Below are 26,404 nucleotides of genomic sequence, written 5' to 3'. Positions count from 1 at the left end.
AGAGACTCAACTTTCCAGATCCATGTGGGCTCACAATGGTAGAGCAGCGGTGGTGCAGTAAGTCGAAGCTTCCCGTGACCTAGAGTCCTCTTCAAGTCTTCGAGAGGTGTCGAATTCGAGTGTAACTAGACGAAGAATTTTGTCTAATGGGAATATCGAATTGGTCTCGGATTTCGGTCGTTGTCTAATCGCCGTGTAATGTCTCAAAAAAAAGCCCGACGTGTATCGCGTCGGGCTTTGAAATTTTTAGCGTAGTGAAAAGCCAACTACGACTAGCAGCCGTAGCGTGCGTTTTCGCCGAGTTGCTCCTCGATGCGGAGGAGTTGGTTGTACTTGGCGATACGATCGGAGCGACTAAGAGAACCGGTCTTGATCTGGCCGGAGTTTGTAGCAACGGCGAGGTCGGCAATGGTCGCGTCTTCCGTTTCACCGGAACGGTGAGACGTAACGGAAGTGTAGCCCGCGCGGTGAGCCATTTCGATCGCGTCGAGAGTCTCAGTGAGCGTACCGATTTGGTTGACCTTGATGAGGATGGAGTTACCAGCGCCGAGCTTGATGCCCTTGGAGAGGTAGTCGACATTAGTTACGAAGAGGTCGTCACCAACGAGCTGGCAAGTGTCGCCGAGAACCTTTGTTACTGCGACCCAACCGTCCCAGTCGTTTTCGTCCATACCGTCTTCGATGGAGTCGATGGGGTACTTGTCGCAGAGTTCCTTGAGGAAAGCTGCTTGCTCTTCGGAGTTACGCTTGGCCGCGCTTTCACCTTCGAACTTGGTGTAATCGTAAATGCCGTCCTTGAAGAACTCGGAAGCGGCGCAGTCGAGTGCGATGGAGACGTCGCCGCCGTCTGCCTTGCGTCCTGGCTTGTAGCCAGCGTCCTTGACGGCTTGGATGATGGACTCGAGCGCGTCTTCGGTACCGTCGAGAGTAGGGGCGAAACCACCTTCGTCACCGACTGCGGTGGAGAGGCCACGCTTCTTGAAGATCGCCTTCAGGGCGTGGAATACTTCTGCACCCATGCGGAGACCTTCCTTGAAGGAAGGAGCGCCGACGGGACGGATCATGAACTCTTGGAACGCGATTGGCGCGTCCGAGTGAGAACCGCCGTTGATGATGTTCATCATCGGAACCGGAAGAGTCTTGGCGTTAGGTCCGCCGATGTACTGGTAGAGTTCGAGGCCGGAAGCTTGAGCGGCTGCTTTGGCGACTGCGAGGGAAACGCCGAGGATGGCGTTCGCGCCGAGCTTGCTCTTGGTCTTGGTGCCGTCGAGCTCGATCATTGCCTTGTCGATGGCGACTTGGTCGCAAGCGTCCATGCCTTCGATCTCCGGGAGGATGAGCTCGTGAATATTGTCAACTGCCTTGCTGACGCCCTTGCCGAGGTAGCGACTCTTGTCGCCGTCGCGGAGCTCGAGTGCTTCGTGCTCGCCGGTGCTGGCTCCCGATGGAACGGCTGCTCGGCCGATGATTCCAGAAGCGAGTATTACGTCGACTTCGACTGTTGGGTTGCCGCGTGAGTCGAGGATCTCGCGTGCGTTGATGTCTATGATATCAGTCGTCATTTTCTTTTGTGATATTTAACGATTTTCCGGCGGGCAGATCCCGACGAAGGGCTGGAACTTATGACTGGGCTCTGGGGAAATGCAAGGCTGGGAAGCGCAACATTCGCGTGCACTTCATTATTTGCTTTTTAGGTGTTTGTCAGGCGCCGCTCGACGAGCTATTTCGAGTAGAAATGAAAATCGCCATCATTAGTGGGACGAGCATTGAGAAGACGGATACCTTTGAGGATTGGCAGGTGCGGAGCGTCCAGACCGAGTTTGGTAAAGTCGTGGTCAAGACGGATGGCAAACACGTCGCCATGAACCGTCATGGTTTCGAAAGGGCGTTGCCACCTCACAAAATTAACTATCGGGCTAATATCGAGGCCCTGTGCCAGCTTGAGGTGGAGTCTGTAGTGACGCTTAGCTCCGTGGGGTCGGTCACGGTGGATATTCCCCCCGGCAGCTTGGTGTCCTGCCAAGACTACATGAGTTTTGCTCCCATGACCTTCATCGACGACCGGATGAGTGCATTCGCTCCTGTCATCGGCAACCGCCATTTAGAGGCGATCCGTTCACGCTGTAGTCAGCCAATTTTGACGGGCAAAATTTACATGCAGACTCCAGGTCCGCGTTTTGAGACAAGAGCGGAGGTGCGAGCGGTGAAGGCGCTGGGAGGGGATCTCGTCGGAATGACTTTCGCGAACGAGGCGGATTTGATTTTGGAGCGAGGTTTGGATCTCACTGCGTTTTGCATGGTCGACAACTATGCCCACGGCGTAAGTTCTTCCCAGCTTTCCCTGGAAGCGTTTCGAGGGTTGGTCGCCAAGAACCAGGCTACAATCAACTGTTTCCTATCTGAGCTCGTGGACTATTTGCGGATTTGCTCCTAGCATTTGGAGAGTCACCAAGGGTATGCTTTTGAGTGCTAAAGTTGTTCTGTGGGTGGAGGCAGCATTTCCCAAGGAAATGCCCTCAGTCTTCAGTAAATTTGAGCCTCCGAATGCCGATAAAGAGGGAGTTCGAACAACCTTAGCTAAATTGTTACACCCTAAGATCTTATGATGAGCGAATTTCTTCCTGCTAACGCCCTCAACGAGTCTCGCGCAACTCTCAGTCGGTTGCGAGAAGCTATGCGTTCCAAAATCAAGGGAAAGGAAGACGTTATCGATCAAGCGCTTATTTGTCTCGCTGCCGGCGGTCATGTTTTGATCGAGGACTTGCCTGGGGTGGGGAAAACGACCTTAGCCTATTGCTTGGCCAAAGCGATGGATACAGAATTCAAGCGGATCCAATTCACGAGCGACATGCTGCCGACAGACGTTACCGGCGTGTCGATCTACGATGAGCGCGACCGTGAATTCCATTTTAAACCCGGTCCTATTTTCTCAAACATCGTACTAGCTGACGAAATCAATCGCGCCACACCGAAGACCCAGTCGAGTCTCTTGGAGGTGATGGACCATGGAAAGGTGACGGTCGACGGAAACACCTATGGGGTAGGAACGCCCTTCATGGTGATCGCGACTCAAAACCCAGTGGATTACGAGGGAACGTTTCCATTGCCGGAGAGCCAGATGGACCGCTTTTTGATGCGTCTCCAAATGGGATATCCTGACCCCGCAAGCGAGTTGGAGATTTTGGCCGACGGGAACCCTAGCTACGACGAAATGGTAGTGGAAGATGCGGTAGAACCTGCTGCCATCGAAACAATGCAGGCCACCGTGAAGAAAGTATTCATCGAGCACTCCATACTCGAATACATGCTGAAGCTGATAACCGCCACCCGTACAGAAAGCGAGTTCAAGGCTGGTATCAGTGTTCGAGGTGGAATCGCTCTGAAAATCGCTTCCCAGGCCCGAGCCTTATATTTGGGACGTGATTTCGTAATTCCAGAAGATGTACTTCAGGTTGCCCAGTCCGTGATGGGCCATCGTCTCAATCTCCGCCGTCCATCCTCCGACGCCTTAGAAGAGCGTCGTATGGTGGAAGGGATTCTGGGGCGTTTGCTCAATGCTATCCCGCAACCCAAGTAAGCGAGCCCATGGCAGCTCCTGTAGCAGAAGAGCGTTTTGACTGGAAAGGGCCAGCGGTTTCGAACCGCAGGGGCTCTTTGCTGCGAAGGCTCTTCGAACTCGTTGTCCCGCCGAAGGGTCACAAAGTCATCCCGACAGGGTCAGGCATGTTGCTCATCTTCATCGGGCTAACAATCGGGCTCGCAGCCTACAATACCGTAAACAATATTTTGTTCGCGGCTCTGGCGCTTCTGATCGCTGCGTTAATCATGAGTGGTGTGATTTGTTGGGGAAACCTGCTCTGCGCTCGTTGGCGTCTTGAGACGAGTTCGACTTTTCGCGTAGGAGAGGAAGGGCAAGCAAAGATCGTAGTAGAAAATGCCCGTCAGCGCTTTCCACTGTTCTGCGTTTCGTTTGGTTTGAGGACGGAGGCGATTGACGAAAAGCGGCGCTTATACATGAAGGAACGTCTCGATCCAGGAGAAGAAATGGTGCTAGTTTGGCGTTTCAAGCCGATTCGAAGGACGAAAACAACTGTCGTGATCGAAAATGCGGTTTCGAGTTTCCCTTTTGGTTTCTTGTCCAAGTTCCTCCCAGGAGACTGTGAGGCGGAGATTCGTGTTTGGCCGAAGAGGATCGCCTACACGCGCTACCGTAGTCCAGAATTAACGGGATTACTGCAAGGTCGCAGCAGCAAGAAGCAAGGTATCTCGGGTGAATTGATCGGATTGCGCCACTACGAAAAAGGCGATGCGCAGCGCTCAATTCATTGGAAGGTATCCGCAAAGCAAGGACGTCTCATCGTTAAGCAAAACGCAACCGAAACCCAGTCGCTTTTCGACATCATGGTTGACCCAGCTTCTTACCTTTGGAAGAGCGATGAGTCTTTCGAAAAAATGTGCTCCTTTGCTTCGAGCCTCGCGGAAGATCTATTTTTGGAAGGCAAGCTTGATAGCTGCTTTGTAGTAGGTGGACCGAGCATTCGTATTCAGCGTGTTTCGGACCTGGAAGCGTTCTTCGATGCGTTAGCGGAATTAGTACCTTCCGATTTGGAATATGGATACAAAGAGTTTGGTGGAGTTAATCGAATCTGCTTTCAACCTATATCGGGTGGAAGCGTAGGAGCTTTTGTGAATGAAATCCAGGTTGGACAGGCATAGTCTAGAGGATCTCCTCACATTGAAATGGATGCTCGGGGCGTTGATGGGCTTGGTGTGCATCACGACTTTGTTCAACATCAGTGGCCACAGCAAGATACCGGCTTTGGTGGCAACTTCGGTGGTGATACTCGCTTTGATCAAGCCGGCATGGATTGCTCGCGTGCCGCAGATCGTGTGGAAAGGCTATGCGATCGCGATCGTACCGCTAGTCTTGATCGATGTTCTAGCGAAAGACACCATCCCGGCTCTGCTCGATCTTAATACTTGGTTGATTCTGTTTCGTTGTCTTAACCACAACAAGCGACGTGAGGAAATGCAGCTAGCGCTTTTGTGCCTGTTCCTTATCATCATGACTGGTATTCTTACGGCGACGCTTGTATTTGGATTTCAGTTACTAATATTTTCAGCTCTGGCGATCTCCTATCTTGTTATAAATACATCGATCGAAACGAAAGCGGAAGGTGATTATGAGATGCTGGAAGAGATGCGTAAATCGCAACAGATTTACTTGTTGAGAGCGCTGCGATCAGTGTTCTCCACTCGAATTATCTTTCTAGGAACCTCGATGTTTTCATCGATGATATTTGTCGCTGCGATCGTTTTCATCGCCATTCCTCGCATAGATATCGAAGACAAGGTAAGCCTCTTCAAGATGAAGTCCAAGGAGTCGCTCTCTGGATTTAGCGATAGCATAAAGCTTGGTGAAGTTACGAACATCAAGAACGACGACAGCGTCGCCCTTCGTGTAGATGTTCCGGACAATGCATCCGTTCCGCTGACACCCTATTGGAGAATGCTAGCCCTAGATGAATACAATGCCGGATCTTTCAAGCTTTCCGAGAATCTCAAGGCCTTGCAGGACAGCCCTTTGGCGTCGCCGTATCATGCTATTCGCTACTGGCCGGATCGGCGGTTCGCGCAATCGCCGACGAAGTTGGATCGAGACCGCTGGACTTTCTTTCTCGAGCCTGAGGTGAGTCGCTACCTTCCGATCTTGGGAACGTTCAAGCACATGACGGTATCAAGCTTGACGGATATCTCGATCGGCCCGCACATGCATTCGATTGCCCTGAAGGAAACAAATTCCAAAATGATTTCCTATCAGTTGGAGGCGATCAACTTTACCGGAGTTGTTCCGGATGTGTCTGCAAACTCGTACCCGAAATTTCTGACAGATTCCTTCATGGATGAGCCTCAGAGGAACAAGGTCAGATATCCTGAAACTTTGTTATCTCTACCCGGGGAATCGCAAGCTGCATCGGTTTTTAGAAAGGCTGCTGTGGAAATCTCGGAAGGCAAACGCTTGCCTCCGCTGGACTTCGCTCTACGAGCCGTGCAGTATTTGGGAAAGGACCACAGTTATTCAATGTCAGTCAACCTGCCTCCGGTTGAGGATATGAAGGATCCGGTTGCTCGCTGGTTCAGCTCAGACCTGCCTGGACATTGCGAGTTTTTCGCTTCTTCCTTTGTTCTGACGGCCCGTGCTGCAGGCCATCCTGCTCGAGTTGTCGTGGGATTCAAAGGTGGGACTTGGAACCCGTACGAAAAGTACTTCATGGTGAGGAATGCTGACGCCCATGCTTGGGCAGAGATATACGATGGTGCCGGAAATTGGATACGGGTCGACCCTACACCTGGGTCGGAAGCTCCAGTCTTAAACCCTATGACTGAGTTAGTCAGTCAACGTTACGGCGAGGCTGATTCTTCCGCCTTTCTCGACAGCTTGAGGCTGCTCTGGTATCGCCGCATCGTAAACTTTGACGAGACCGCCCAAAAGGAAGCAGCGATTCAATTGAAAGATTTCTTCCTCGCGTATATCGCTGTGGCAGAGCGGTGGGCGAAGAACGCGGGAGACTATATGTACTTTTGGGTCATGTCTCCGTGGGGCTTCTGGCGTATTCTGTACATGGTGTTCTTGGGTGCGATACTTGTATCGGCTTTCATGATACAGAGAAATATGACGCTAAACGTCAAGGAGTTGATTCTCGCCCCTTTTAGGCGGGGGGACCCCATTCGCCGAAAAGCGAGTAAGCTTCTGGGCAATCTAACCGCTCGGACCGTAAGAGATAGGGAGCGATTCGAGAAAGTGGTTGCCGATCTTCAACGCTTGAGGTTCGGAGCTAAGGAAAGCTGGCCGAACGCTCGGCTGGTTTTCAAGGAAGCGCGGCGGTTGCGGTAGGCGGAGGAGTGAGTGCGTCGGGGTTTTTGGAGGTGTAAGCTTCCAGCATCGCTCGTGCGATAGGAGCGGCGTGTACTCCGCCGAAAAAGTTTTCATTGAGGGTTTGTCCTTCGATGATAACTGCGAGCGAAACCTGAGGATTTTCAACCGGCGCAAAAGCCACGATCCAGGCTAGTTCGATTTTTCCCCCATCCTTTGCAACCTCTGCAGTGCCGGTCTTGGCAGCGATCGAAAGACCATCGACTTTAATCCTTTGACTACTTCCCATCTGCGCTGATGCGATCATGCCGTTCAACAGTATTTGATGTTGGTCTTTGGTCAGCCCAGTAGCTTTGGGTGGGGGGCGTTGAGCGACCTGTTGAGGGCTAAGGCGAAGGATACTGGGAGTTGAGACTACTTCGTTGCGGCCAACGCTTGCAGCGAAAACAGCCATTTGGAGGGGCGTTAAACGCGTGAACCCTTGACCGATCGCGAGGTTCGTGTCGTCGCCAGCGTACCAAGCTTGGCCTGTGATCTTCCGTTTGTATTCCTTGGTGCCGACTCGCATGGAACCGGTTTCGTGTGGCAAATCTATGCCGGTGCGATTGGCGAGCCCCCAGTAGGTTGCCTCGTTGCTGATTATATCGACACCTGTATCCAATCCAGTGAGGTAGAAATAGACGTTGCAGCTATCTCGAATCGCTTCCCACAGGATTTCCTCCTGGTGTCCGGTCTGCTTCCAACATCGCTGGACGGCACCACTGGAGAAGCGGTAGTAACCGGGACAGTAGTGTGCGGTATCAGCAGAGATGATGTTCGCTTTCATGGCCGCGGCCGATGTTAGCAGCTTGAAAGGTGAGCCCGGTGGGTAAACGCCTTGGATGGCTCTGTTTTGCAGGCCACTGTTCTCCTTCATCTTCTCGTAGGTTTCGTTGCTGATGAAGGGCGTCGTATCGTTGAGGTCGTAGTCGGGCTTGCTCACCATGGCGAGAACCTCGAGTGTGCTCGCATCGAGCATAACGGCCGCTCCTATGTTCTCTTTGTCTTTGCCCTCGCTTTGGTCGTAGTACCAAAACGCGTTCTCAGCAGCGTTTTGAATGTCGATGTCTAGGGACAACTGGATGTCATTGCCCTTTGTAGGATAGCGGCGCTCTTGGCTTTCCACCTGGAAACCGTACGGGTCGACGACCCAAATTTCCATTCCCATTTCTCCTTGCAAGATATCGTCAAATTGCTTTTCGACGCCGGAGCGTCCGAAGGTCCCTTTTTCGGCGAAGGTCGTTAAGTCTTCACCCGGAAGTCCCTCATCGGGCGTCAATACGGTCGACGAAACGTAACCGAGCGTATGCGATGCGGTGGACTCGTAGGGATAGTTCCGTTGGTTGGATACATAAACTTGGACTGGAGATTGGACGGGTAGGGACTCCAGCAATACAGCGAATTCCTCGCGTGTAATGTCGTCTATGATAGGAAAGGGTAGCAGCGGATTGTAGTTAAGGTGCGTCGAGACCTTTTCGATGTCTACCTTGTCCTCGCGACCGAGCATCCGGTTAACGTCGTCTAAGTAGGTTTGGATCACATTCGCACGAGCCTGCTTTTGCAGCCTGCCAGTTCTGTAGTCCTCATTTCTTTCGCGGTAATCTCGAACAAGAATGCGGTACTCGTTTCGGAAAGCGCTTCGAACGCCAGCATCCGAGAGGTAAACAACAGCGGAAAATTTCGGTTTGTTACCGACTAGCAGCCGACCCTCTCTATCGTAAATATTGCCCCGCGGCGCCGGGGTTACGATGCGTCTGTGGTTTTGGACTTTTACGCGCTCGGAAAAGAAATCGGTCTCGATGAGTTGTCGATAGCCCACTGTGCCGAGTAAGGTAGAGATCATCAGCGCTAGGAGACCATAGAACAGGAGCAATCGCCCCTGATACTTCATCTTTTCCTCAGCATTCATCGTGCTTCCCGCTGTTCCTCCGCTAGATTAATTCCGAAAATCGACAAGGCTCCGATTTGCATATCGAAGAAAAATCGGTTGATTAAGACGACGACAAGCGTGCTGGCGAAAAGGTTCAATGCGAGTGGACCAAAGTGAATTCCCTCGGCTCCAAGATACCGAATAGCGCCAAAAGTGTAAGCGGCGAATGAGGCCAGATTGAGAAGGATAGAAGTGGCGAGGGCGGAGCTGGTGACCTTTCGCCTGACTCGGGAGCGAAGCACGTGGGCTATAGTAAACAGAGTAATACTCGCTATGAGGGTGAAGCCGAACGGTAGCGGTAGTTTGCTGTCGATGAAAAGGGTGACCGGGACAATGGAAAGCATCCCTTGCTTGTAGTTAAGCTCTAAGGCGCTGAACGAGATGAGCATACCAAGCGCAAATAACTGGATCCCAGTTGATGAAAGATAGTAGTTCGCTTGGGTCAGGAAGAAGAGGGTGATGTAGTGTCCAGCGGCAACTAGAAGCCAACGATAGTTCGAAAAGCTAATCATCGCTCAGGTGGAATTTGAATCATCACGGCTACTTCGGTGAGCGAGGCCAGCCGTTCGTCTAGAAGAACCTCTCCGTCGTAGAACATGCCGCCCGCTCCCTGTTTGAGGCGACGTATCTCTCCTACTCTGATCCCCGCGGGATAGACGCCTCCCATGCCGGAGGTTACAAGTGTAGGCAGGTCATTTGTATCCGAAATTTGAATATCGACTGGGATGAACTCGGCTATGCCAACTGGTGTGGCGAAGGATTCCGCTCCTCCGCCTCGATAGCTCATGGGGCGATTGTCTCCCCCTATCACCACTGCGAGCCGTAAGTGGCTGTTACTAATGATATCGACAACAGAGGTATAGGCGTGCACTTCGCTCACGCGACCTACAACGCCCCCTACGAATACGACGGGAGCTCCCACAGGTATGCCGTAGTCTCTGCCTTTGCGTATAATGATGCGTTGCCACCAAGCGTTGAAATCGCGCTCAACTACGCGCGCAATTTCGTACTGGTAATCGGGTCGAGACGGGAGCTGCAACAGGTTTTCCAAGCGAGAGATTTCGTCTCTCAAGGTATTGTTTTCGAGGGCAGTTAGTTCGTATGCGGCATTGAGCCTAGCGAGCCCTTGCCCAGCTTCGTAAAGCTCGTTTTTTGATTTCGTCCGGGCGGCCCAAAAATCCTGAAGGTCGCGAACATAGGAACTGGTCAACGAAACGGGAGCTTGGAATTCGTAGAAGCTTGTCTTGGCGATCGACTTGATGAACACGGGAAGCATCAGCCAAGCCATGGTAGCTACGCCAAGGACTATGATGGGTTTGAATTGACCGAGTCTCTTTCTGTACAAGGCTCAATCCTTAGCTTAGGGTGTTATGCGAGATCCAGCGGCCCTAGTCCTTCGCATTGCTTGTGACGTAGGGAAGCAGGTCGTTTAGTTCGGCCAATACTGCACCGGTTCCGTTTGCTACGGCTGACAGGGGATCGTCAGCGATAGTGACAGGCAATCCGGTACGCTCGCAGAGAAGACGGTCGATACCGCGGAGAAGAGCGCCGCCACCCGCGAGGACGAAACCGCGATCGACGAGGTCAGCTGAAAGTTCGGGAGGGCAGCGTTCAAGGGCACTGCGAACCGCTTCCACGATAGCACTCACAGTGTCGGCCAATGCTTCGCGAATTTCCTGGGACGAGATCATGATGGTTTTGGGGAGACCGGCCACTGAGTCTCGTCCTTTGACCTCGATCGTCATTTCTTCGTCGAGTGTGTTTGCGGAGCCGATACGAAGCTTGATCTCTTCGCCGGTACGCTCGCCGATGAGGAGGTTGTATGCTCGCTTCATGTAATTGATAATTGCCGCGTCGAGCTCGTCGCCGCCAACGCGGATACTCTTTGCATAAACGACACCGGCCAAGGAGATGATAGCCACTTCGGTGGTACCGCCGCCGATATCAACGATCATGTTAGCGGCGGGTTCTTCCACTGGCAGGCCAACACCGATTGCTGCGGCCATTGGTTCTTCGAGAAGCATTACCTCGCGAGCTCCAGCGTGTGTGGCGGATTCCTTAACGGCCCGCTTTTCAACTTCGGTGATTCCAGATGGAATCGCGATCACCACGCGAGGCGGGATGATCTTAGCAGTCTGCACTTTCTTTATGAAGTAGCGCAGCATGGCTTCCGTAATGTCGAAATCGGCAATGACGCCGTCCTTCATCGGGCGGATGGCGGTGATGTTGCCCGGAGTACGTCCGAGCATCTTCTTCGCTTCGTTACCAACCGCGAGAACGCGTCGCGTCGCGCTGTGTATTGCGACCACACTCGGCTCTCGGAGAACGATACCTTTGTCTTTGGAGTAGACCAAGGTGTTCGCTGTTCCTAAGTCGATACCGATGTCGTTAGAGAAGAGACCGAGAAGTTTACGCCACATGGATAGCTAAGATGCTCAATAAAAGGACCTTTCGAAGCAAGTGTTTAAACGCGTAGCTAGGCAAATGCAAATTTGTAGCTGGAAGCTTTTATTTCTAGCTGTCGATTGAGAGCTTGGAGGACCGGATTTGCGGCTTTTCTGCCTTGCAGGGCAGAGTTTGAAGCTGGGTTGCAGGCGAGAAAAAGCCAGTCGCCTGCGAAAGGGACTGGCTTGAAAATGTATTTGAGAATCGGAGACGACAGGGTGGCCTAGCTTTCCGTGGTGGATTTTTGTTTTTCCTTTTCCACTGATGGCTTGGGAGCGCTCGCTTTGGGTTCCTCCTCTATCGCGTTGCGCACCTCTTCTTCGATATTGCTGGTGGCCTTCTTGAATTCCTTGATTGATTTGCCAACTCCGCGAGCGAGCTCAGGGAGCTTCTTCGCACCGAAGAGCAGGATGAAGATTACGATCACGATCGTGATCTCCGGCCAGCCCATATTCATAAATCCGAGTACTGCGTTACTTGCTTGCATCTAAAAGTGTTTGAATCGTTAGAGCCCCCCCTTGTAAAGCCAATTAGCAGAGGGACCTGATGGCGAAGTTGGCTACTTCTTTTCGTCCTTGCCGCCTTCTTCGGCGCCAGAAAGGAACGTGTTTGGTCCGTCGAATTGCTCGTTCTCGAAGAAACCGTGCAGCTGGCGGATACGGGTTGGGTGACGCATCTTACGAAGCGCTTTGGCCTCGATTTGGCGAATGCGTTCGCGGGTCACCTTGAATTGCTTGCCCACCTCTTCTAGGGTACGGCTGTAGCCGTCTACGAGACCGAATCGAAGCGAGAGGACCCGCCGCTCGCGCTCGGTTAGAGAGTCGAGGACGTCGATGATCTTCTCGCGGAGAAGGCTGAAGGCGGTTTGGTCGTACGGGTTTTCGGCCGACTTGTCTTCGATGAAGTCGCCGAAGTTGGTGTCGTCGCCATCGCCCACTGGGCTCTGTAGTGAGATCGGTTGCTGAGCCATCTTCATGATGGTCTGGACGCGCTCGACCGGAAGGGCCATTTCTTCCGCCACTTCTTCTGGAGTCGGTTCGTGACCGTACTCTTGGAGAAGCTGCTTCTGCACCTGCATCACCTTGTTCAAGGTTTCGATCATATGGACCGGGATGCGGATGGTACGGGCTTGGTCCGCGATGGAGCGAGTGATCGCTTGGCGGATCCACCACGTTGCGTAGGTGGAAAATTTGTAGCCTCGGCGGTACTCGAACTTTTCCACGGCCTTCATGAGGCCCATGTTACCTTCTTGTATGAGATCGAGGAAGGATAGGCCGCGGTTGGTATATTTCTTGGCGATGGATATTACCAGGCGAAGGTTGGCTTCGACCATCTCGGTCTTGGCCTTGTGGGCTGCCTTTAGGTGCCTGCGAACCTCCGCGATGAGTTCGAGCAGCTTGTCTGGCTCGAGGCGGTAGGTGTTGTGGTAAGCTTCGAGTTCCTCGTGAAGCGGCTCGGTCTTGATATGGGTGTCCGCAGTGCTTTTTGGTTTCTTGGAGCGTTCGAGTTTGCGATAAATCGAGTTGATCCGGCTCAGATCCTTGCTGATGGTTTCGTCGATATATTCTTCGAATACCTTAAGTTTAAAGAAGAACTTTGGGAAAAAGGCGCGGAGGGTGTTTTCCTGTTTACGGAAGCGGGAACGAATTTTCTTCTTCTTTTCCGCGTCTGTTTCCTCTTGGAGCTCCTCCCAAGTGGCCATCATGCGGCCGTAGGTCTTCTGGCTCTTGTCTACGTGGATCGGAAGATCATTGAAGAACGTTTCGCGGTTTTCGATTTTCTTATCGATGACGATGCGGTCGAAACGCTCTTCGCGATTGAGGAGCTTTTCTGCGAGGTCGATGGTGAACTCTGCCATCATACCCACCGAGAAGAGCTCTTCCTGGGCTTTTTGCTCCGCGTTTTCGATGCGCTTGGAGATTTCGACTTCCTGTTCGCGTGTGAGCAGAGGCACTTGGCCCATCTGCTTGAGGTACATGCGAACGGGGTCGTCTAGAATATCGTGCTGACTCGCCTTGGTTTGCTCCTCTTCCGCTTCCTCCTGCTTGGCCTTGAAATTGTCCACTTCCTCGGGGTCGAGAATGTCGATTTCGAGGTTTTGCAGAATGGAGATTACGTTGTCGATGTCGTCCTGACTGTCGACGCCTTCCGGGAGAGCTTCGTTGATGTCGCCGTGCGTGAGGTAGCCTTGCTCCTTGGACTGACGGATCAGGTAGCGGATTCGCTCGTTTACCTGATGCTTGCTAAGGCTAGGCTTTTTCTCTTCTTCGCTTTTCTTCTTGCGTGGCATGTTGCTGGGTCTGGTGCTGTCTTATGAAAATAAAGAACCAAGCTGAGGCGGTTTATGCTTCAGTTGGTTTAATGCAAATAGTTCTCCGAGGAGGGCACTAGCGGCGGGGTCGTCATTGGTTGCCTGTTTTCTACCGATTTCAAGTTTTATTTCCTTGCTCTTTCGATCTACGAACTTGACGACCAAACGCTTGAGAGCTTCGTTGGCAAATCGTTCTGGGTTTTCTTGTTGTTTGGCCTCGAAGTAAATCGAGGAGGCGAGCGTTCTTTCTTCGGCGCTCTCTAAGTGTTCGTTAAGCGAATCGGGCCCATTCCACATATCGTGGAGGAATTCGTTCAAAACGAAGTTGAGCAATTTCCCTGCCGGAAGTGTGGCGTCTATCCAGTCGGGGTCAACCAAATGGGCGACTTGGTTCCCGAGGTCTGACTCCAACATGCAAAGAGCGAGTAGGTCATGCTCCACGGAATAGACCCTGTTTGCACGCTTTGGTTCGCTAGGGGACGCAATTTGTTGAGATTGTGGAGTTGCAGACTGTGCCAAAGGTGGAGGTGGGGTGGGGCGTTGCTGCCGAACCTGTTGACCGGAGAACCGTTGGAAATCCGAAATAGTAGCGTCCTCGTCCAATTCGAAAGCTTCTGCCGCTTGTTTTACGAACTCGATCTTGGTCGCCTCGGAATCTGACTGTTCTATAATGGAGAAGACTTCGCGAATGGCCTTGGCCTTACTTTGAGGAGTTAGGCGTTCGCCGGGCGGCATGTGGGCTCTGCAAGCGAACGGGATGGGTTGGAGTTCGCGTTTGAGTAATTGGTCAAGCGCCTCGCGTCCACCTTCGCGAAATATGTCGTCGGGGTCTTCCTTGTCGGTGAGTGGGATAAATGCTGCTTCGACGCCTTGAGCGAGGGCGAGCGGGAGCATGCGAAGGGCGGCTTTTTGTCCTGCGGAGTCTCCGTCGAGCAGCACGACCAGCCGTGATTCGTAACGTTTGAGCAATCGCAGCTGGGATTCAGTAATGCCGGTACCTTGAGGAGCTACTGAGGTGGTGATGCCCACTGACCAGCAACGTATTGCATCGAGTTGGCCTTCGACCATGACGAATGGCGTTTCCGGTTTCACCTCCATGCGAGCGCGATCGAGGTTGAAGAGCAGGTTGCCTTTATGGAAGATCGGAGTTTCGGGGGAGTTGATGTATTTCGCCTCGTGACTGGGATCGTCTTTGGGAGTGACTTCGAGCTGACGGGCGGTGAAAGCGGTGACGCGCCCTTGGTGGTCACGAATCGGTATCATCAAGCGCCCGCGAAAACGATAGCCCATGCGATGCGGGTCGATTCCGCGCTTCGCGTAGAATAGACCGCATGCCTCCATGGCCTCTTTTGAGAACCCTTTTTTGACTGCTCGTTCGCCAAGGGCGACGCTATTGATTGGGGCAAAGCCGATTTTGAATTCCTCGGCGATGTCCAAGGAAAACTTGCGGCCGTCAACCCAGTACTTGCGTATCCATTCTCCAGCCTTGTCGGCCGCCAAAAACTGTTCGCGAAAAAAGTCTGTCGCCAGCTCGTGGATTTCGAAAAGTTCCTGACGAAGGCTTCGTTCCTCCCGAGCTCGACTGTTGCCTTGTTCGTACTCGAGTTCGAAGTTGAAGCGTTTCGCGAGCGCTTCGACTGCTTCAGTGAAGGTTAGGCGTTCCGTTTCCATGACGAACGCAATTGCATCGCCGGAATTGCCGGAACTGAAACACTTGTAGAAGCCCTTATCCGGAGAAACGTAGAAGGAAGGCGTCTTCTCATTGTTGAAAGGACTGAGCCCCTTGTAATCCGCACCCGCTTTTTTCAGCGTGACCTCGCGGGAGACGACATCGTAAATATTGATGCGGTCCTTGAGATCGCGGATACTGCTGGGTTTGATGGCTGGCATGAGGGGCCCGACGAGGCTGCGCGCAGGATCCTTATCAGTTGCCGTTTTGCAAGTACTGTTTCGCTTCTTTGTAGCCAGTGGCTCCGCGTGGGGCGATCGACATGAAATCTCGGTACGCAGCGGTCACGATAGAGCGTGGAGCGTTTGCGTTGCGAAGGGTTTGAGCGAGGGTTAACGCGATGGCTGGGCTGCGGGGGAAGAGGAGTCGCAAAGCCTTGATTTCCTCCAAGACTTGCGTGGTGTTCTGGGTATTGGCGATGGTCAGCAAATACTGGTTTGCTATAACCTCGGAGCGTGGGGCTCGGCTCCTCGCTTGGAGAATCGTGTTCTCCGCGTCGTACCAATTACGTTGGGCGAAATATGCTAACGAGAGGCGGTACCAGAGCTGCGGGTCGTTGTCGTTACTACCGAGCAGTTCCCAGAACAGCCCGATTGCTTCGTCGTAGCTGCCAGCTTCGAAGGCGGAAACCGCTTGATCGTAAGGGCTGAGCTCCAACGCTTCGGTCTCATCAGCCGAGCCGGTGGAGTCTGGAAGCCCATTTTCGACTTGAGACTCGTATTCGTCGTCGTCGAAGAGAGCAATCGGGGGTCTTGCTGCAGTTGACTGACTGTTCTCGGTGGGGTTAGTCGCTGCCGTCTCTTCAACCGACTCTGGAGGTCGTTGGATGCCGATCGAGTCAGAAAGTTGGACTAGTTGTCGGGGTTCTTGCGGCTCTTCATCTGTGAATTGTTGGGCCTCGAGCTCATCGCGTTCTTTTTCCAGCTCGGCGGCTGCGGCGGCGATTTCGCGGCGGGCCCGGTCCCAACTGTCTAGTACCGTCTTCGATTCTTGGATACGTGGATCGCTGAAGTCTGAACCGTAGCGTTGCCCGTACTGGGTCAGCCAAGTGGTTGCTTGCTGAAATTGCTTGAGGGAGGTCTCGAGCTTGATGAGTTCGGCGAGAGCTTCCTTAGAGGCTCCATCGTCGCCATAGGCTGCGGCTTGGCTGAACCATGAGCGGGCTTGGGCGTTATTGCGACTGGCGAGGAAGAGTTGACCAAGTTTGAGGGCGGGTTGGGAGGAGGGTGTAATTTCGTTCCATTTGCTGGCGGCCTTGATTGCGTCGGTAAGTTTGCCGAGCTTTTCGTTCTCGAGGGCAACCGTCTTCCAGGCGAGAAAATCTCCCGCGTGGTTTTTGAGATAGGCTTCGAAGGCGGTTACTGCGGCTTGGCTTTGGCCAAGGGTAGAGCGAATCTCGCCGATCTTTACCCAAAGCTGATCGGCTTCGGGATCCAGCTCGATCGCCTCTTCAAGCAAGGCAGCAGCCTCCTCGAGATTGCCGGCATTTTGCAGCGCTCGAGCGAGAGCGATGCGGAGTTCGTTGGAATCGGGAAAGGAATCGAGTCCTTCGCTCAAAATTTCGATGGCGAGGTCGGACCGGTCCTCAAAGAGCGCCTCGTTCGCATCTGCTTGAACCGACTGGATACGCTCCTCCCGGCTGGCACAGCCGCTGATGACTGTGGCGAGGCCGGCTATAGAAAGAAGGATCAGCGCTCGTACGAGCGACTTGTGAGTGATGCACATTGAGAAGAGAGACGGTCTGGAATAGGGTGGACTACGGGAATAACGATACAATCAACCAAGGTTGTAGTGAGGCGTGCCGATTTTTGACAACTTTTATTTGCTTTTGGTGTCAGCGATCTGCGAGTTCCTAATTGATCCTGCCTGGAATCAATCGCAGTCTCCCTCCGTTCTACCAACATGTTTTGCCTCAAGTGACTAAAGCATTCCCCATCTTTCCCTCGTTTCTCCTGCGCCGAATTCTGCGCTTCGAGATTGTTGCGGCGTTGATCGTTCTGCTCGTCGGATCCATTGAAACGCTCCGAGCCCAAGATCAGCTGGATCTATTCGCTGAGGCACCTGCCCCGCCATCGAATCGCGTTTTCGAGTACAGGCTGAGCGATTTTGACTTGGCCCACTACTCGGATGCGGTCGAAGACATGATCAACCTCTTCGAGCAAGCGAACGACAAAAAGCTGCAGAAAGGTGAAAAAGGGCGAGTCGGACTGAAGGTCTACAGCGATTCCGGACCTGGATTGAGTACCCCGGAACCGTTAGTGGAAGCGGTGGTGCTCGCTTTGGAAAAAAGAGGGTTTGTGCGCAACGAGATTTTCATCATCGGCATGAACGCGATAAAGCTGCGAGATTCGGGCTTTTTGCCTCCGCTGAGCAAGCGAGCTTACGACTTCCACCAAGTTTTTGTACGCTCGCTCGATTCGGGGCAGTACTACCATGAGAAATGGTTCTATGATAGCCCCCTACCTGCCAAGTCAGCCAAGTACTGGATCGATGTAGCGAGCGAAAATCCTTTTCCGGCGAAGGATGAAGATGAGTTGGCTAGAAAAAGCTATCTGCCGGTGCCGCTTCTCCACGAGGTCGACTTTTGGATCAACCTCCCGTGCTACTCGGACCATCCAGTTCTCGGCGTGAACGGTGCTTTGATGAATGCGACCCTGTGGAACGCCAGCAACACGACGCGATTCCTCAACAGTCCCGCCAACGCCCCAGTCGCGGTAGCTGAAATGGGAGCTATTCCCGAGCTTCGCGAAACATGGCAGCTCAACATTGTTAGCCTCGAGCGCTACCAGTACATTGGTGGTCCGATTTTCAATTCTCTTTATACGGTTTCCGAGCCGTACGTATTGCTCAGCGACAACCCAGTAATGCTCGATTCGCTTATGGCGGAGCGGATCAACCGGCATCGCTCGAAAAATGGGTTTGCTCCCTTGCCCGAACAGATGAAGATCCTTGAGTTTTCCGAGCAGCTCGGATTGGGCGATAGAGACATAGCGTTAATGGACCTGATTCGGGCTAACTAGCCACTTATCAGATTTTTGAATACGCCGTGCCCACAAAACAGGTAATCGTAGAAACGTCCCTGTCCACCTATCCGATCCATGTCGGTCGCTCCCTGGGCGGTCAACTCATAGAAGAGATAGAAGGACTGATATCCAATGGAGCTCTAGTAGCTGCCGTCACAGACAGCAATGTTCGCGAGGCGCAAGCAGCTTGGTTCGAGGCCTTAGGCGAGAAGGTGGCTGTGTTCACTGTTCCAGCAGGTGAGACGAGTAAGAGCGTCGCTCACTTCGGTGAGGTGCTAGACTTTCTTGCGGCGCAGAAGCTAGACCGCGGCGGCGTGGTGCTCGCAGTGGGCGGCGGTGTGGTCGGTGACCTCGCTGGCTATGCGGCGGCCTCGTATCTGCGGGGTGTGCGTTTCATCCAAGTGCCAACGACTTTGTTGGCAATGGTCGACAGCTCGGTCGGTGGCAAAACGGGCATAAACATTTCTGCTGGCAAGAACTTGGTCGGGGCCTTCCATCAACCGATCGCGGTGTATTCAGATATAGATATGCTTAAGACGATGCCCCCGCGGGAGTTTGCTTCAGGCATGGCTGAAGTGATCAAACACGGGATGCTGCAGGATTTGGAATTGTTCGAGCTTCTGGAAGCGTCCCCGATAGGCGGGCCCGACGACGAGAGGCTTGGGTCAGTGGTCGAGTGGAATTGCAAGATCAAGGCTGCGGTCGTGAATGCGGACGAAAAGGAAACCGCCGCCAGTGGCGGACGAGCTTTGTTGAATCTTGGCCATACTTTCGGACATGCCGTGGAAAACGTGGCTGGCTACGGCCAGTACCTGCACGGGGAAGCGATTGGCATAGGTCTGGTAGCTGCTGCGATTTTAAGCGAGCGCCTAGGTTTTATTTCGTCTACCGACGTTGAACGTATCCGAAAAGTGGTTTCGGGGCATCGATTGCCCACAAAGCTCAATTCGCCGCTCCCGGCTGACAAGCTGCTCTCGGCGATGCGCTTGGACAAGAAGGTGAAGGCTGGAGTTATTCGCTTCGTAATCATGAAGCGTATCGGCCAAGCTGAGACAATCGAGTCGGCAGATATGGCGATGATCGAAGCGATTTGGCGTGAATGTGGCGCCTCGTGATCTAACTCTTCTGAAATCCATAAAACCATGCAAAGCGTCGAAGAAGCGATTGTTAGTGAATACTTCGAGCAGAACGGTTTTCTGGTGCGTCCTCTCCGAAAGTCGCGAGCTCAGACGAAAAAAGGAATCGACGAAGGGCTCGACCTCTACGTGCGCAACATGGTTTTTGTGGAAGGTAGCCGCGATCCGAACTTCCTGCTTTTCTCGAGCGAGCTTCGTTATCTCGAAAGCGCGATCATTTGCGTGAGGGGATGGTTTAGCGACAAGGCGGCGTTGGCTAGCATGACGGGCGGGGCGGAAATCCTGAAGCATCTGGAAACCTACGTTTTCAAAAAGGCCGACAAATGGTTCGCCTACGATCCAGCGGTGAGCTTCGGCACCAAAACGCCACCGAAGAATATATTAGTAGCTCCCGTCTTTCCGACCCAAGAGCCCCACCGTTCGCAGTGCGTCGAGCTACTAAAGGAAAAAGGTGTGGATGGGATCATCTCTTTTAAGTCGATGGCCCTCGACTTAATTGATCGCGTGGATACGAAGCAAATCTACGAGAAGTCGGACCTACTTCAAACCCTGCGAGTTCTGAAAAATTTCGACCTGATTAAAGACTCGCAGATGAATCTGCTAGGGTAGGGAAACGAAAAAACCGGTACCTCGAGAGGAACCGGTTTAAGAAAGTCTCATAGTCGCTTGCCGACTATTTTTTCTCGGCGTTCAGCTTGCGTTGGTGGGCTAGAGTCACCTTGAACATCTGCAAGCAAAAGTAGAAAGTGCCTGCCGCGGGAAGCGCGGTGAAGCCGGCGATGAGGTTGATGATTAATGCGTCTTCGCTAGGGACGTGTGGCTTAAACCAGAGAGCGAAGAGAGCCCATACGATGGCGACGAGGACTACGTCGAAGGCGATTGTTTTTGGCGTTATTTTAAGCACTTTGGACATAACGGAGGAAATTGGTAGTCGGAGAACTCTCTGTGTCCACCCATTTTGTGTATTTGGCGGCGGAAAGTGCTCGTTTCAGCGAATATTGACCGCGCACAGCCGGTTTTGCGGATTGAACTTAGCGATTTTGCGGAAAGACACAGGAAAAAGAGTATCCTTCACGGATTGTGGAATTTGTCCGGATTTGGTATTCTTTTGGCACGCTCAATCAAATGAGCGGACAGGAAACGAAAGCAGGACGAAAGTAATTTTTCCTCTGATTTTAGTTCCAAAACTGAGTCGTTGCTTGGCCGGGGCGGATGTGGGACCGCCCCGGTCTTCTCGTATCTGATCCTCGCGACCCGCTTCTCGGTCACTGGAGTTCGATCAGTGAAACGCCTTTGATCAGAGCCGCTCCAATATCCTCTTGCGAGGGCTCGGTCCTCGTTGACTCAGCGACCTGAGTAAGCTTGGATACAGATGCTAGATATGCGGCGCGGCGCCTGGCTCTGCTGGTGAAGCAACGAGGGGAGGATGGCGTCAATCGAGCGGTACAGCCGCCCGTTTTTTTTGGTCTTAGTCGCCAGTAGGCCTGCGGGTTTCAGGAGAAAGAGCCTCGTCCTTCCTGCTTGCTGTTATTCGAGCTCGCGGAGGCGAAAGTTACGAATCTCGATATTTGACTCCTCAGCTTGTATCGTGATGAACCCGGATGTGGCGGAAGCGTTTTTGCCTTCGTTAACCAGTTTGTCGTTGAGGTAAACCTTGATTGTGTCGCCTTTGGTCACGATGTGCATGGCATTCCACTCGTCAGGCTCTTTCTCGAGATCCTTCTTGGGTTTTCCGAATTCGCGGGGTTCGGGTTTTGGGGTGAGTCTGATACGGCGATTTCGCTCAGCTGCTTTATCGGGCATTTGTTCTTCCTCGACGTCGATCGTATTGTTCAGAACCCAGAAGTCGCCTGAGTGATCGGGCTCCAGTTGGATTTCAATACTTTCTGGCCAAATGCTGTGGGCGGTATCTGACGTACTGTGAATTTGAATACCGCTTTTCCCGGGCTCGTCCGGCCAGCGATATTCGAATTTGATCTCGTAGTCTTCGTACTCGTCCAAGGTTTGGATGTACCCCTCAGGCTGGTCTTCACCTTTGATTACGAGCGTGCCGTCAGCTGTTATTTCGAAGACATCCTCAGGCTCCGTTTCTTCGAGGAAGTCGAAGTAGAATTCGTTTAAGTCCGTGTCCTTGAAGAGATAGGTCCAGTCGTCTTGAGCAGCGGCGGAATTGGCGAGGAAAAGGGTGAGAATCAAGTAGGATAGGGTTCGTGTAATCATGATAATTGTCGGGTGGAGATTATCTTAGCTGTTCGTTGCAAGCTGGCAAGGGCTTGTGGCACTTATCAATAGGGACCGGCAAATTAGCGAATCGTTGCGCAATGGATGTAGCTCGGATTTCGTCTCACTGGCGTAGTTCATTTAACCTCAACGGTCCTCGCTCTATGAAACGTAAAAAAGCCTCTGATTTTGACCAAGGTCTTCTTAACCTCTTCGATCAATACGTTCACGGTTTGGTCGATCGACGGTTTTTCGTCAAGGAGGCGAGCAAGTACGCCATCGGAGGTCTTACCGTGGCGGGAATTTTGGATAGCTTGAGCCCGAACTATACTTTCGCTCAGTAGGTCGATCCTGAATATACGTCATTGGATACTGGATACGAAGCTTACGATTCGCCCGAAGGCAACGGAGAGATGCGTGGATATTTGGTGAAGCCGAAGCTAGCTGACGGTAAGCTGCCGGGAGTATTGGTGGTGCACGAAAATCGCGGTTTGAACCCTTATGTCGAGGACGTAGTGCGAAGACTCGGCAAAGCGGGCTACGTGGCTTTCGGGCCGGATGCTCTTTGGCCGTTGGGCGGCTATCCAGGCACTGACGACGAAGGTCGAGTAATGCAGCGCGAGCTGGATCGGGGTTTGATTGTGAAGGATTTTATCGCTGGAGCGAAGTACTTCGCTGCTCACGAGGCCTGTAATGGTAACATCGGCGTGGTCGGTTTCTGCTTCGGTGGTTGGATGTCGAATCGTTTGGCGGTTCATCTCCCCGATTTGATCAAAGCGGCGGTCCCTTACTACGGAGGCCAACCGACCGCTGAAGAAACTGCCAATATCAAGGCGGCTGTGCAACTCCACTACGGCGGCTTGGACGAACGCGTGAACGCTGGATGGCCTGATTACGAGGAGGCTCTCAAGGCTAACGATGTGGAGTACGAAGCCTACTTTTACGAGGGGGCCAATCATGGCTTCCACAACGACACTACGCCCCGCTTCGACGAGGACGCAGCGGAACTTGCCTGGCAGCGGACCTTGGACTTTTTCGCCAAGCATTTAGAGCGTTCCTAAATAAACCCGTTGTTACTCTTCGACCGTAACGCGGTAGAACGATTGTTCGTCCTGATCGTTGAGCAGGCTCCCTCTGACGAGAGCGTCTACGGTTTGCTCCGAAGCGGCTTGGGGTGAATTTCCGTCTGCTTCCCAATCGCTCCAGGTGCTGAGATCGGCGCTTTTTTGGATTACGAAGCTCCGGCCGGGAATGAGGGAAAAGCGCACCGTAAGGGCATCTTGGTCTCGAGTGAATTGAGGAGTCCATTTGCTCATTGGGTCTAGCGGAAGGGTATCGGTGAGGAATTCTAGTCGGTTGCTGTTTCCATCGCCGTCTGGGTCGGCATTCGAGGCAGCCTTGGGCGCGGTGGTGCTAGAAAAGTGCAAAGCTTGCCATTCTTGGAATAGGGTTTCCGCTCCATGACTCGCTATCCATCGAGTAAGTAAGCTCAGCCCGGCTGGGTCGGTCAGATTGTTTCCGAAGGGCGGCATGCGCCTAAAACCATCTCGGGCGGCCATACGATCGAGCAGGACGGAGTTTTCGGGCGAACCTGGGACGAATAGGCGTTTCTCGGAATCACCGCCGTTGTTGGCTGGAATTCCGTTGATGAGTCCGGTCGCATCCAAGGAGATGTGCGGGCGGGCGTCCCAAGAGGAGGGTGTCCCTCCATTGGGTTGGTGGCAGGATACGCAATTGACTGCTAGATACGAGCGGGCGCGTTCTTCAAGAGTGGCCGACTCCTCTTCCGGCTCGTAGTAGCGCGGAAGTTCTTGGGTGCTCGCAATGTTTGTATCCAAAACTCCGAGTCGAGAAAAGTAGGCCAGAGTGTTCTCAGCCTGGCCCTCGTGGGTCCCGAGCGTATTGAGTTGGCGAGTGTTGAAGCTAAGGGCATATCCAGCGGCCGGGGTGTGGCAGCCAAGACATTGTTGGCGGGAAGGAATTTGCCAAGTTTGGGAGATGACCTGTCCGTCGACTGTCACCGGAATTTCGATACTTGACCCTTCGGGTGGAACGAGAGAAGCCTCGGTTTCCATTTCGTTCCATTGGTAGCTGAGACCGTAGGCCCCGGCGTTGGTCTTGACGAGAAATCGCGTCTCTATGCGTTTGCGAGTGTCGGGGTTTCCGCGTTCCGTTTCAAGTTCGAAGTGCTTGATCCAAATTGATCCTTCCGGGAAACTCCAATTTCCGTCTTGAGCGTACCGTATTTGTTCGGCTCCGGGGATCGAAACCCAACGGGTTTTCACCGCATGGTCAGACCAGAAGGGCAGGTTTGGCTCGTAGGAGTAGATTCCGGCTTCTGGCTGGAGTGCCGCCAAGTCGGTAAACGCCCCTGTTTCGCTGAGCGTTTCCGGAAAGGTGGGATCGCTGTCGGCGTCGGTCCGTGTCAATATTCCTAGGCCGCCCATGATATTTCCGGCGAGCAGCTCGCCGCTTTGCGGATCGCGTCCGTAGGCGGATACGCTGGAGAAGGATCCAATCCGAGTTGTCTGGTAATTGGAGGACTGCTCATCCCATTGGATCGCCCACGCATGGTTAAAGAAGAACTCGGAAAAAATGTAAGCTCCATAAAGCTCAGGAAAGGTGGCACCTCGGTAGACGACTCCACCTGAAACGGTTGACCCGAGTTCTCGACCGTATTCAAAAACTGGATCAATCAACGCTCCGAATTCTGGAGGAACGTCTCGGTTCTGGCTGTAATTGTGAGCTCCCTCGCGATTGGGCCAACCATAGTTGCCACCTTTCTCGATGAGGTTGATTTCCTCGTATGAGCTTTGACCGACGTCTGAGAGCCAAATATCGCCGGTAAGCGGGTCAATGTCGAAGTGCCATGGATTGCGAAGCCCGATGGCGTAGAACTCAAGGCGGAGATCCGAATCGCGGTTGGCTCCAGCGTCTTGCCAATGGCTTACGAGCGGGTTGTCGAGAGGGATGCTAAAGGGAGCTACATCATCGTTGTTACGCGGGATGGCGGGGTGATTGGTTGGCTCGACGTTCGCAGGCTTCTTGTCGACATCCAAGCGTAGGAGTCCGGCGAAGAGGTCCTTGTCGATACGTTGGCCATTGCGGAAATTGTCTCCGCCGCCTCCCTCGTCGCCGAGGGCAACGTAAAGGTAGCCGTCGAGTCCGAAATGGATGGCACCGCCGTTATGGTTACCAGCTTCATCGCGCTGGTCGAAGAGTACGAACTCGGACTCGTTGTCAGCCAGCAGAGGGTCGTTTTGCGAGCGGGTGAAACGCGATACGCGGTCTGTGGCTTGTCCGCTGGCATTGGTGGTGTAGAATACGTAGAAATAGCCGTTCGTTTCGTATTGCGGGTGGAAGGCTAATCCGAGGAGGCCATTCTCTGAATTTGAGGTCACGCGGGAGCTTATGTCGAGAAACGGCGAGGGGGCTGTTTCCCCATTTTCCAAGTTTGTGACGATGGTAATGCGGCCCTGGCGCTCCGCGAGAAATACGTTGCCGGATCCGTCGTCGGGGCTGGCTATGGCTAGAATGGAGGTTACGCTTAGGAGCTCATCGAGCTCATAGTCACCCGTAGTAAAGGAAGATGGGAAATTCAGGGTGTCGTTGGTGACACGTTGTCCAGGAGCGATGCTGGCGAGAAAGGCGACTGCCAGAGCGATTAAGGCTAGATGTTTTGAGTTGGATAAGTCCATGTTTCTCCAATTGATAGACGGCTTTGAGCGGGGCTCTTACGGTAGAAAGTGAATTTGTTTGCGAGACGCTTCACCATGAGCTGGATAAAGGGTGACTTGCCTGCGATTGGGGCAGAGACTTTATTGTGCCTAAGAACGACATTTCTGCAAAGGGAACGGCGACGGTCCGTTCTCGAATTCTACGTATCGCCGAAGGGAAGGCTTCCCCGGAGGACGATCGATTGACTGTGGAAGAGCCATTGGAAGTGGCTGTGCGAAATAGTAAGACGACACTGCCTTTAGGGGTTGCGTTCCGAACTCCGGGTGATGACGAGGCTTTGGTCCTAGGGATGCTGTACAATGAAGGGATCATTACCTCAGCGACTGAGGTGGTCGATATTCGATTCACTCAGGCGAAGGGTGCAACTATGCCAGCTTGGCGGGCGATGGTGCGTGTGACCGAAAGCGCGACCTTGGAGGAAGGGCGGCATTCTCGGGCTTTCCCGATCAGTTCGGCCTGCGGTGCCTGCGGCAAAAGCGCTCTCGAATCCCTGCGGATCGCTCGCGAAGATCGGTTCCACGATAGAGAGGGAGTTCGTTTATCCGAAGAGGCAGTTAAGGCGCTGCCCCTGAAATTGCTCCAGCTCCAGTCCGATTTTCAGCGGACGGGCGGATTGCACGCGGCCGCCCGTATCGGAGCGGATGGTGGGTTGATCGCGCTGGCAGAAGACATAGGGCGTCACAATGCTATGGATAAGCTAACGGGAGCCTGGCTGCGCGGTGATTCTCTGCCCTGGGAGGAGCAAGCGATTCTCTTCAGCGGGCGTCTCGGCTACGACTTGATGCAAAAAGCACTTGCTTGCGGTTGTCCCTTTCTGGTGAGCATTGGCGCTCCGTCCAGCTTTGCGGTGGAGCTCGCAAATCTGTTTAACGTAACTTTGGTCGGATTTTTGCGAGGTGAGCGTTTCAATGTCTACAGCGCTCCGTACCGTATTCACTTTTCCGATTAGAAATTGATTA

At 53.2% G+C, this 26,404-nt stretch carries 20 protein-coding genes and 1 pseudogene; 9 read left to right on the top strand and 12 right to left on the bottom strand.

Annotated elements, in window-relative coordinates:
• Nucleotides 1-272: 272 nt before the first annotated feature.
• Nucleotides 273-1,562, bottom strand: coding sequence for a phosphopyruvate hydratase (eno, locus tag QEH53_RS02400; protein WP_309021524.1), 1,290 nt, complete (start codon nt 1,560-1,562; stop codon nt 273-275).
• A 173-nt stretch (nt 1,563-1,735) separates the two neighbouring features.
• Here eno and QEH53_RS02395 point away from each other — a divergent pair, with 173 nt between their 5' ends.
• The 4 genes from QEH53_RS02395 (at nt 1,736) to QEH53_RS02380 (ending at nt 6,895) form a co-directional block, all read left to right on the top strand.
• A complete protein-coding gene (locus QEH53_RS02395) occupies nt 1,736-2,434 on the top strand; it encodes an MTAP family purine nucleoside phosphorylase (protein WP_309021523.1) in 699 nt (232 codons plus the stop codon).
• A 168-nt stretch (nt 2,435-2,602) separates the two neighbouring features.
• Complete coding sequence (locus tag QEH53_RS02390; RefSeq protein ID WP_309021522.1) at nt 2,603-3,577, top strand: MoxR family ATPase; 975 nt, start codon at nt 2,603-2,605, stop codon at nt 3,575-3,577.
• Between the two features lie 8 nt (nt 3,578-3,585).
• Complete coding sequence (locus QEH53_RS02385; RefSeq protein WP_309021521.1) at nt 3,586-4,716, top strand: DUF58 domain-containing protein; 1,131 nt, start codon at nt 3,586-3,588, stop codon at nt 4,714-4,716.
• Nucleotides 4,691-6,895 carry a DUF3488 and transglutaminase-like domain-containing protein gene (locus tag QEH53_RS02380; RefSeq protein WP_309021520.1) on the top strand — a complete coding sequence of 735 codons (2,205 nt, stop codon included), beginning with the start codon at nt 4,691-4,693 and terminating at the stop codon, nt 6,893-6,895. The genes QEH53_RS02385 and QEH53_RS02380 overlap by 26 nt, the downstream gene beginning before the upstream one ends.
• Here the strand turns inward: QEH53_RS02380 and QEH53_RS02375 are convergent.
• From QEH53_RS02375 to QEH53_RS02340, 8 genes are all read right to left on the bottom strand, one after another.
• Entirely contained in the window at nt 6,870-8,822 is a 1,953-nt protein-coding gene (locus QEH53_RS02375; RefSeq protein WP_309021519.1) for a penicillin-binding transpeptidase domain-containing protein, read from the bottom strand. The two genes, QEH53_RS02380 and QEH53_RS02375, sit on opposite strands and share 26 nt — an antisense overlap.
• Entirely contained in the window at nt 8,819-9,355 is a 537-nt protein-coding gene (locus QEH53_RS02370; RefSeq protein WP_309021518.1) for a hypothetical protein, read from the bottom strand. Before QEH53_RS02370 ends, QEH53_RS02375 begins: the two co-directional genes overlap by 4 nt.
• Nucleotides 9,352-10,188: a rod shape-determining protein MreC gene (mreC, locus tag QEH53_RS02365; RefSeq protein ID WP_309021517.1), complete on the bottom strand. Its 837-nt coding sequence runs from the start codon at nt 10,186-10,188 to the stop codon at nt 9,352-9,354. The genes QEH53_RS02370 and mreC overlap by 4 nt, the downstream gene beginning before the upstream one ends.
• Before the next feature lie 43 nt (nt 10,189-10,231).
• The gene (locus tag QEH53_RS02360; RefSeq protein ID WP_309021516.1) at nt 10,232-11,263 is read right to left on the bottom strand and encodes a rod shape-determining protein; all 1,032 of its coding nucleotides are present in this window, start codon (nt 11,261-11,263) and stop codon (nt 10,232-10,234) included.
• A gap of 248 nt (nt 11,264-11,511) precedes the next feature.
• Nucleotides 11,512-11,775 (bottom strand): twin-arginine translocase TatA/TatE family subunit, encoded by a 264-nt coding sequence (locus QEH53_RS02355; RefSeq protein WP_309021515.1) that lies wholly within the window; start codon nt 11,773-11,775, stop codon nt 11,512-11,514.
• A gap of 72 nt (nt 11,776-11,847) precedes the next feature.
• Complete coding sequence (rpoD, locus tag QEH53_RS02350; protein ID WP_309021514.1) at nt 11,848-13,578, bottom strand: RNA polymerase sigma factor RpoD; 1,731 nt, start codon at nt 13,576-13,578, stop codon at nt 11,848-11,850.
• Between the two features lie 21 nt (nt 13,579-13,599).
• Nucleotides 13,600-15,489 carry a DNA primase gene (gene dnaG / locus QEH53_RS02345; protein ID WP_309021513.1) on the bottom strand — a complete coding sequence of 630 codons (1,890 nt, stop codon included), beginning with the start codon at nt 15,487-15,489 and terminating at the stop codon, nt 13,600-13,602.
• A 34-nt stretch (nt 15,490-15,523) separates the two neighbouring features.
• Entirely contained in the window at nt 15,524-17,053 is a 1,530-nt protein-coding gene (locus QEH53_RS02340) for a tetratricopeptide repeat protein (protein WP_309021512.1), read from the bottom strand.
• Between the two features lie 191 nt (nt 17,054-17,244).
• Here QEH53_RS02340 and QEH53_RS02335 point away from each other — a divergent pair, with 191 nt between their 5' ends.
• From QEH53_RS02335 to QEH53_RS02325, 3 genes are read left to right on the top strand one after another with little or no spacing between them, the layout of a single operon-like run.
• A complete protein-coding gene (locus tag QEH53_RS02335) occupies nt 17,245-18,348 on the top strand; it encodes a hypothetical protein (protein ID WP_309021511.1) in 1,104 nt (367 codons plus the stop codon).
• Nucleotides 18,349-18,374: 26 nt separating this feature from the next.
• Nucleotides 18,375-19,466 carry a 3-dehydroquinate synthase gene (gene aroB / locus QEH53_RS02330; RefSeq protein WP_309021510.1) on the top strand — a complete coding sequence of 364 codons (1,092 nt, stop codon included), beginning with the start codon at nt 18,375-18,377 and terminating at the stop codon, nt 19,464-19,466.
• Nucleotides 19,467-19,493: 27 nt separating this feature from the next.
• On the top strand, nt 19,494-20,096 hold the full coding sequence (locus QEH53_RS02325; protein ID WP_309021509.1) for a hypothetical protein: 603 nt from the start codon (nt 19,494-19,496) through the stop codon (nt 20,094-20,096).
• A gap of 64 nt (nt 20,097-20,160) precedes the next feature.
• Here QEH53_RS02325 and QEH53_RS02320 read toward each other — a convergent pair whose 3' ends face one another.
• Nucleotides 20,161-20,400 carry a hypothetical protein gene (locus QEH53_RS02320; protein ID WP_309021508.1) on the bottom strand — a complete coding sequence of 80 codons (240 nt, stop codon included), beginning with the start codon at nt 20,398-20,400 and terminating at the stop codon, nt 20,161-20,163.
• 614 nt (nt 20,401-21,014) lie between these two features.
• Nucleotides 21,015-21,707 (bottom strand): DUF1080 domain-containing protein, encoded by a 693-nt coding sequence (locus QEH53_RS02315; RefSeq protein WP_309021507.1) that lies wholly within the window; start codon nt 21,705-21,707, stop codon nt 21,015-21,017.
• Nucleotides 21,708-21,871: 164 nt separating this feature from the next.
• On the opposite strand from QEH53_RS02315, the pseudogene QEH53_RS02305 reads away from it, so the two are divergent.
• A pseudogene (locus QEH53_RS02305) lies at nt 21,872-22,768 on the top strand (dienelactone hydrolase family protein).
• 12 nt (nt 22,769-22,780) lie between these two features.
• Here QEH53_RS02305 and QEH53_RS02300 read toward each other — a convergent pair.
• Nucleotides 22,781-25,405 carry a PQQ-dependent sugar dehydrogenase gene (locus QEH53_RS02300; protein WP_309021504.1) on the bottom strand — a complete coding sequence of 875 codons (2,625 nt, stop codon included), beginning with the start codon at nt 25,403-25,405 and terminating at the stop codon, nt 22,781-22,783.
• A gap of 125 nt (nt 25,406-25,530) precedes the next feature.
• Between QEH53_RS02300 and QEH53_RS02295 the strand changes: the two genes are divergently transcribed.
• Nucleotides 25,531-26,394, top strand: a complete 864-nt coding sequence (locus tag QEH53_RS02295; RefSeq protein WP_309021503.1) for a formate dehydrogenase accessory sulfurtransferase FdhD — start codon at nt 25,531-25,533, stop codon at nt 26,392-26,394.
• Nucleotides 26,395-26,404 lie beyond the last annotated feature (10 nt).

The organism is Pelagicoccus sp. SDUM812002 (assembly GCF_031127835.1).
Classification (GTDB): Bacteria; Verrucomicrobiota; Verrucomicrobiia; order Opitutales; family Opitutaceae; genus Pelagicoccus.
This window is presented reverse-complemented; position numbering and strand designations above follow the sequence as displayed.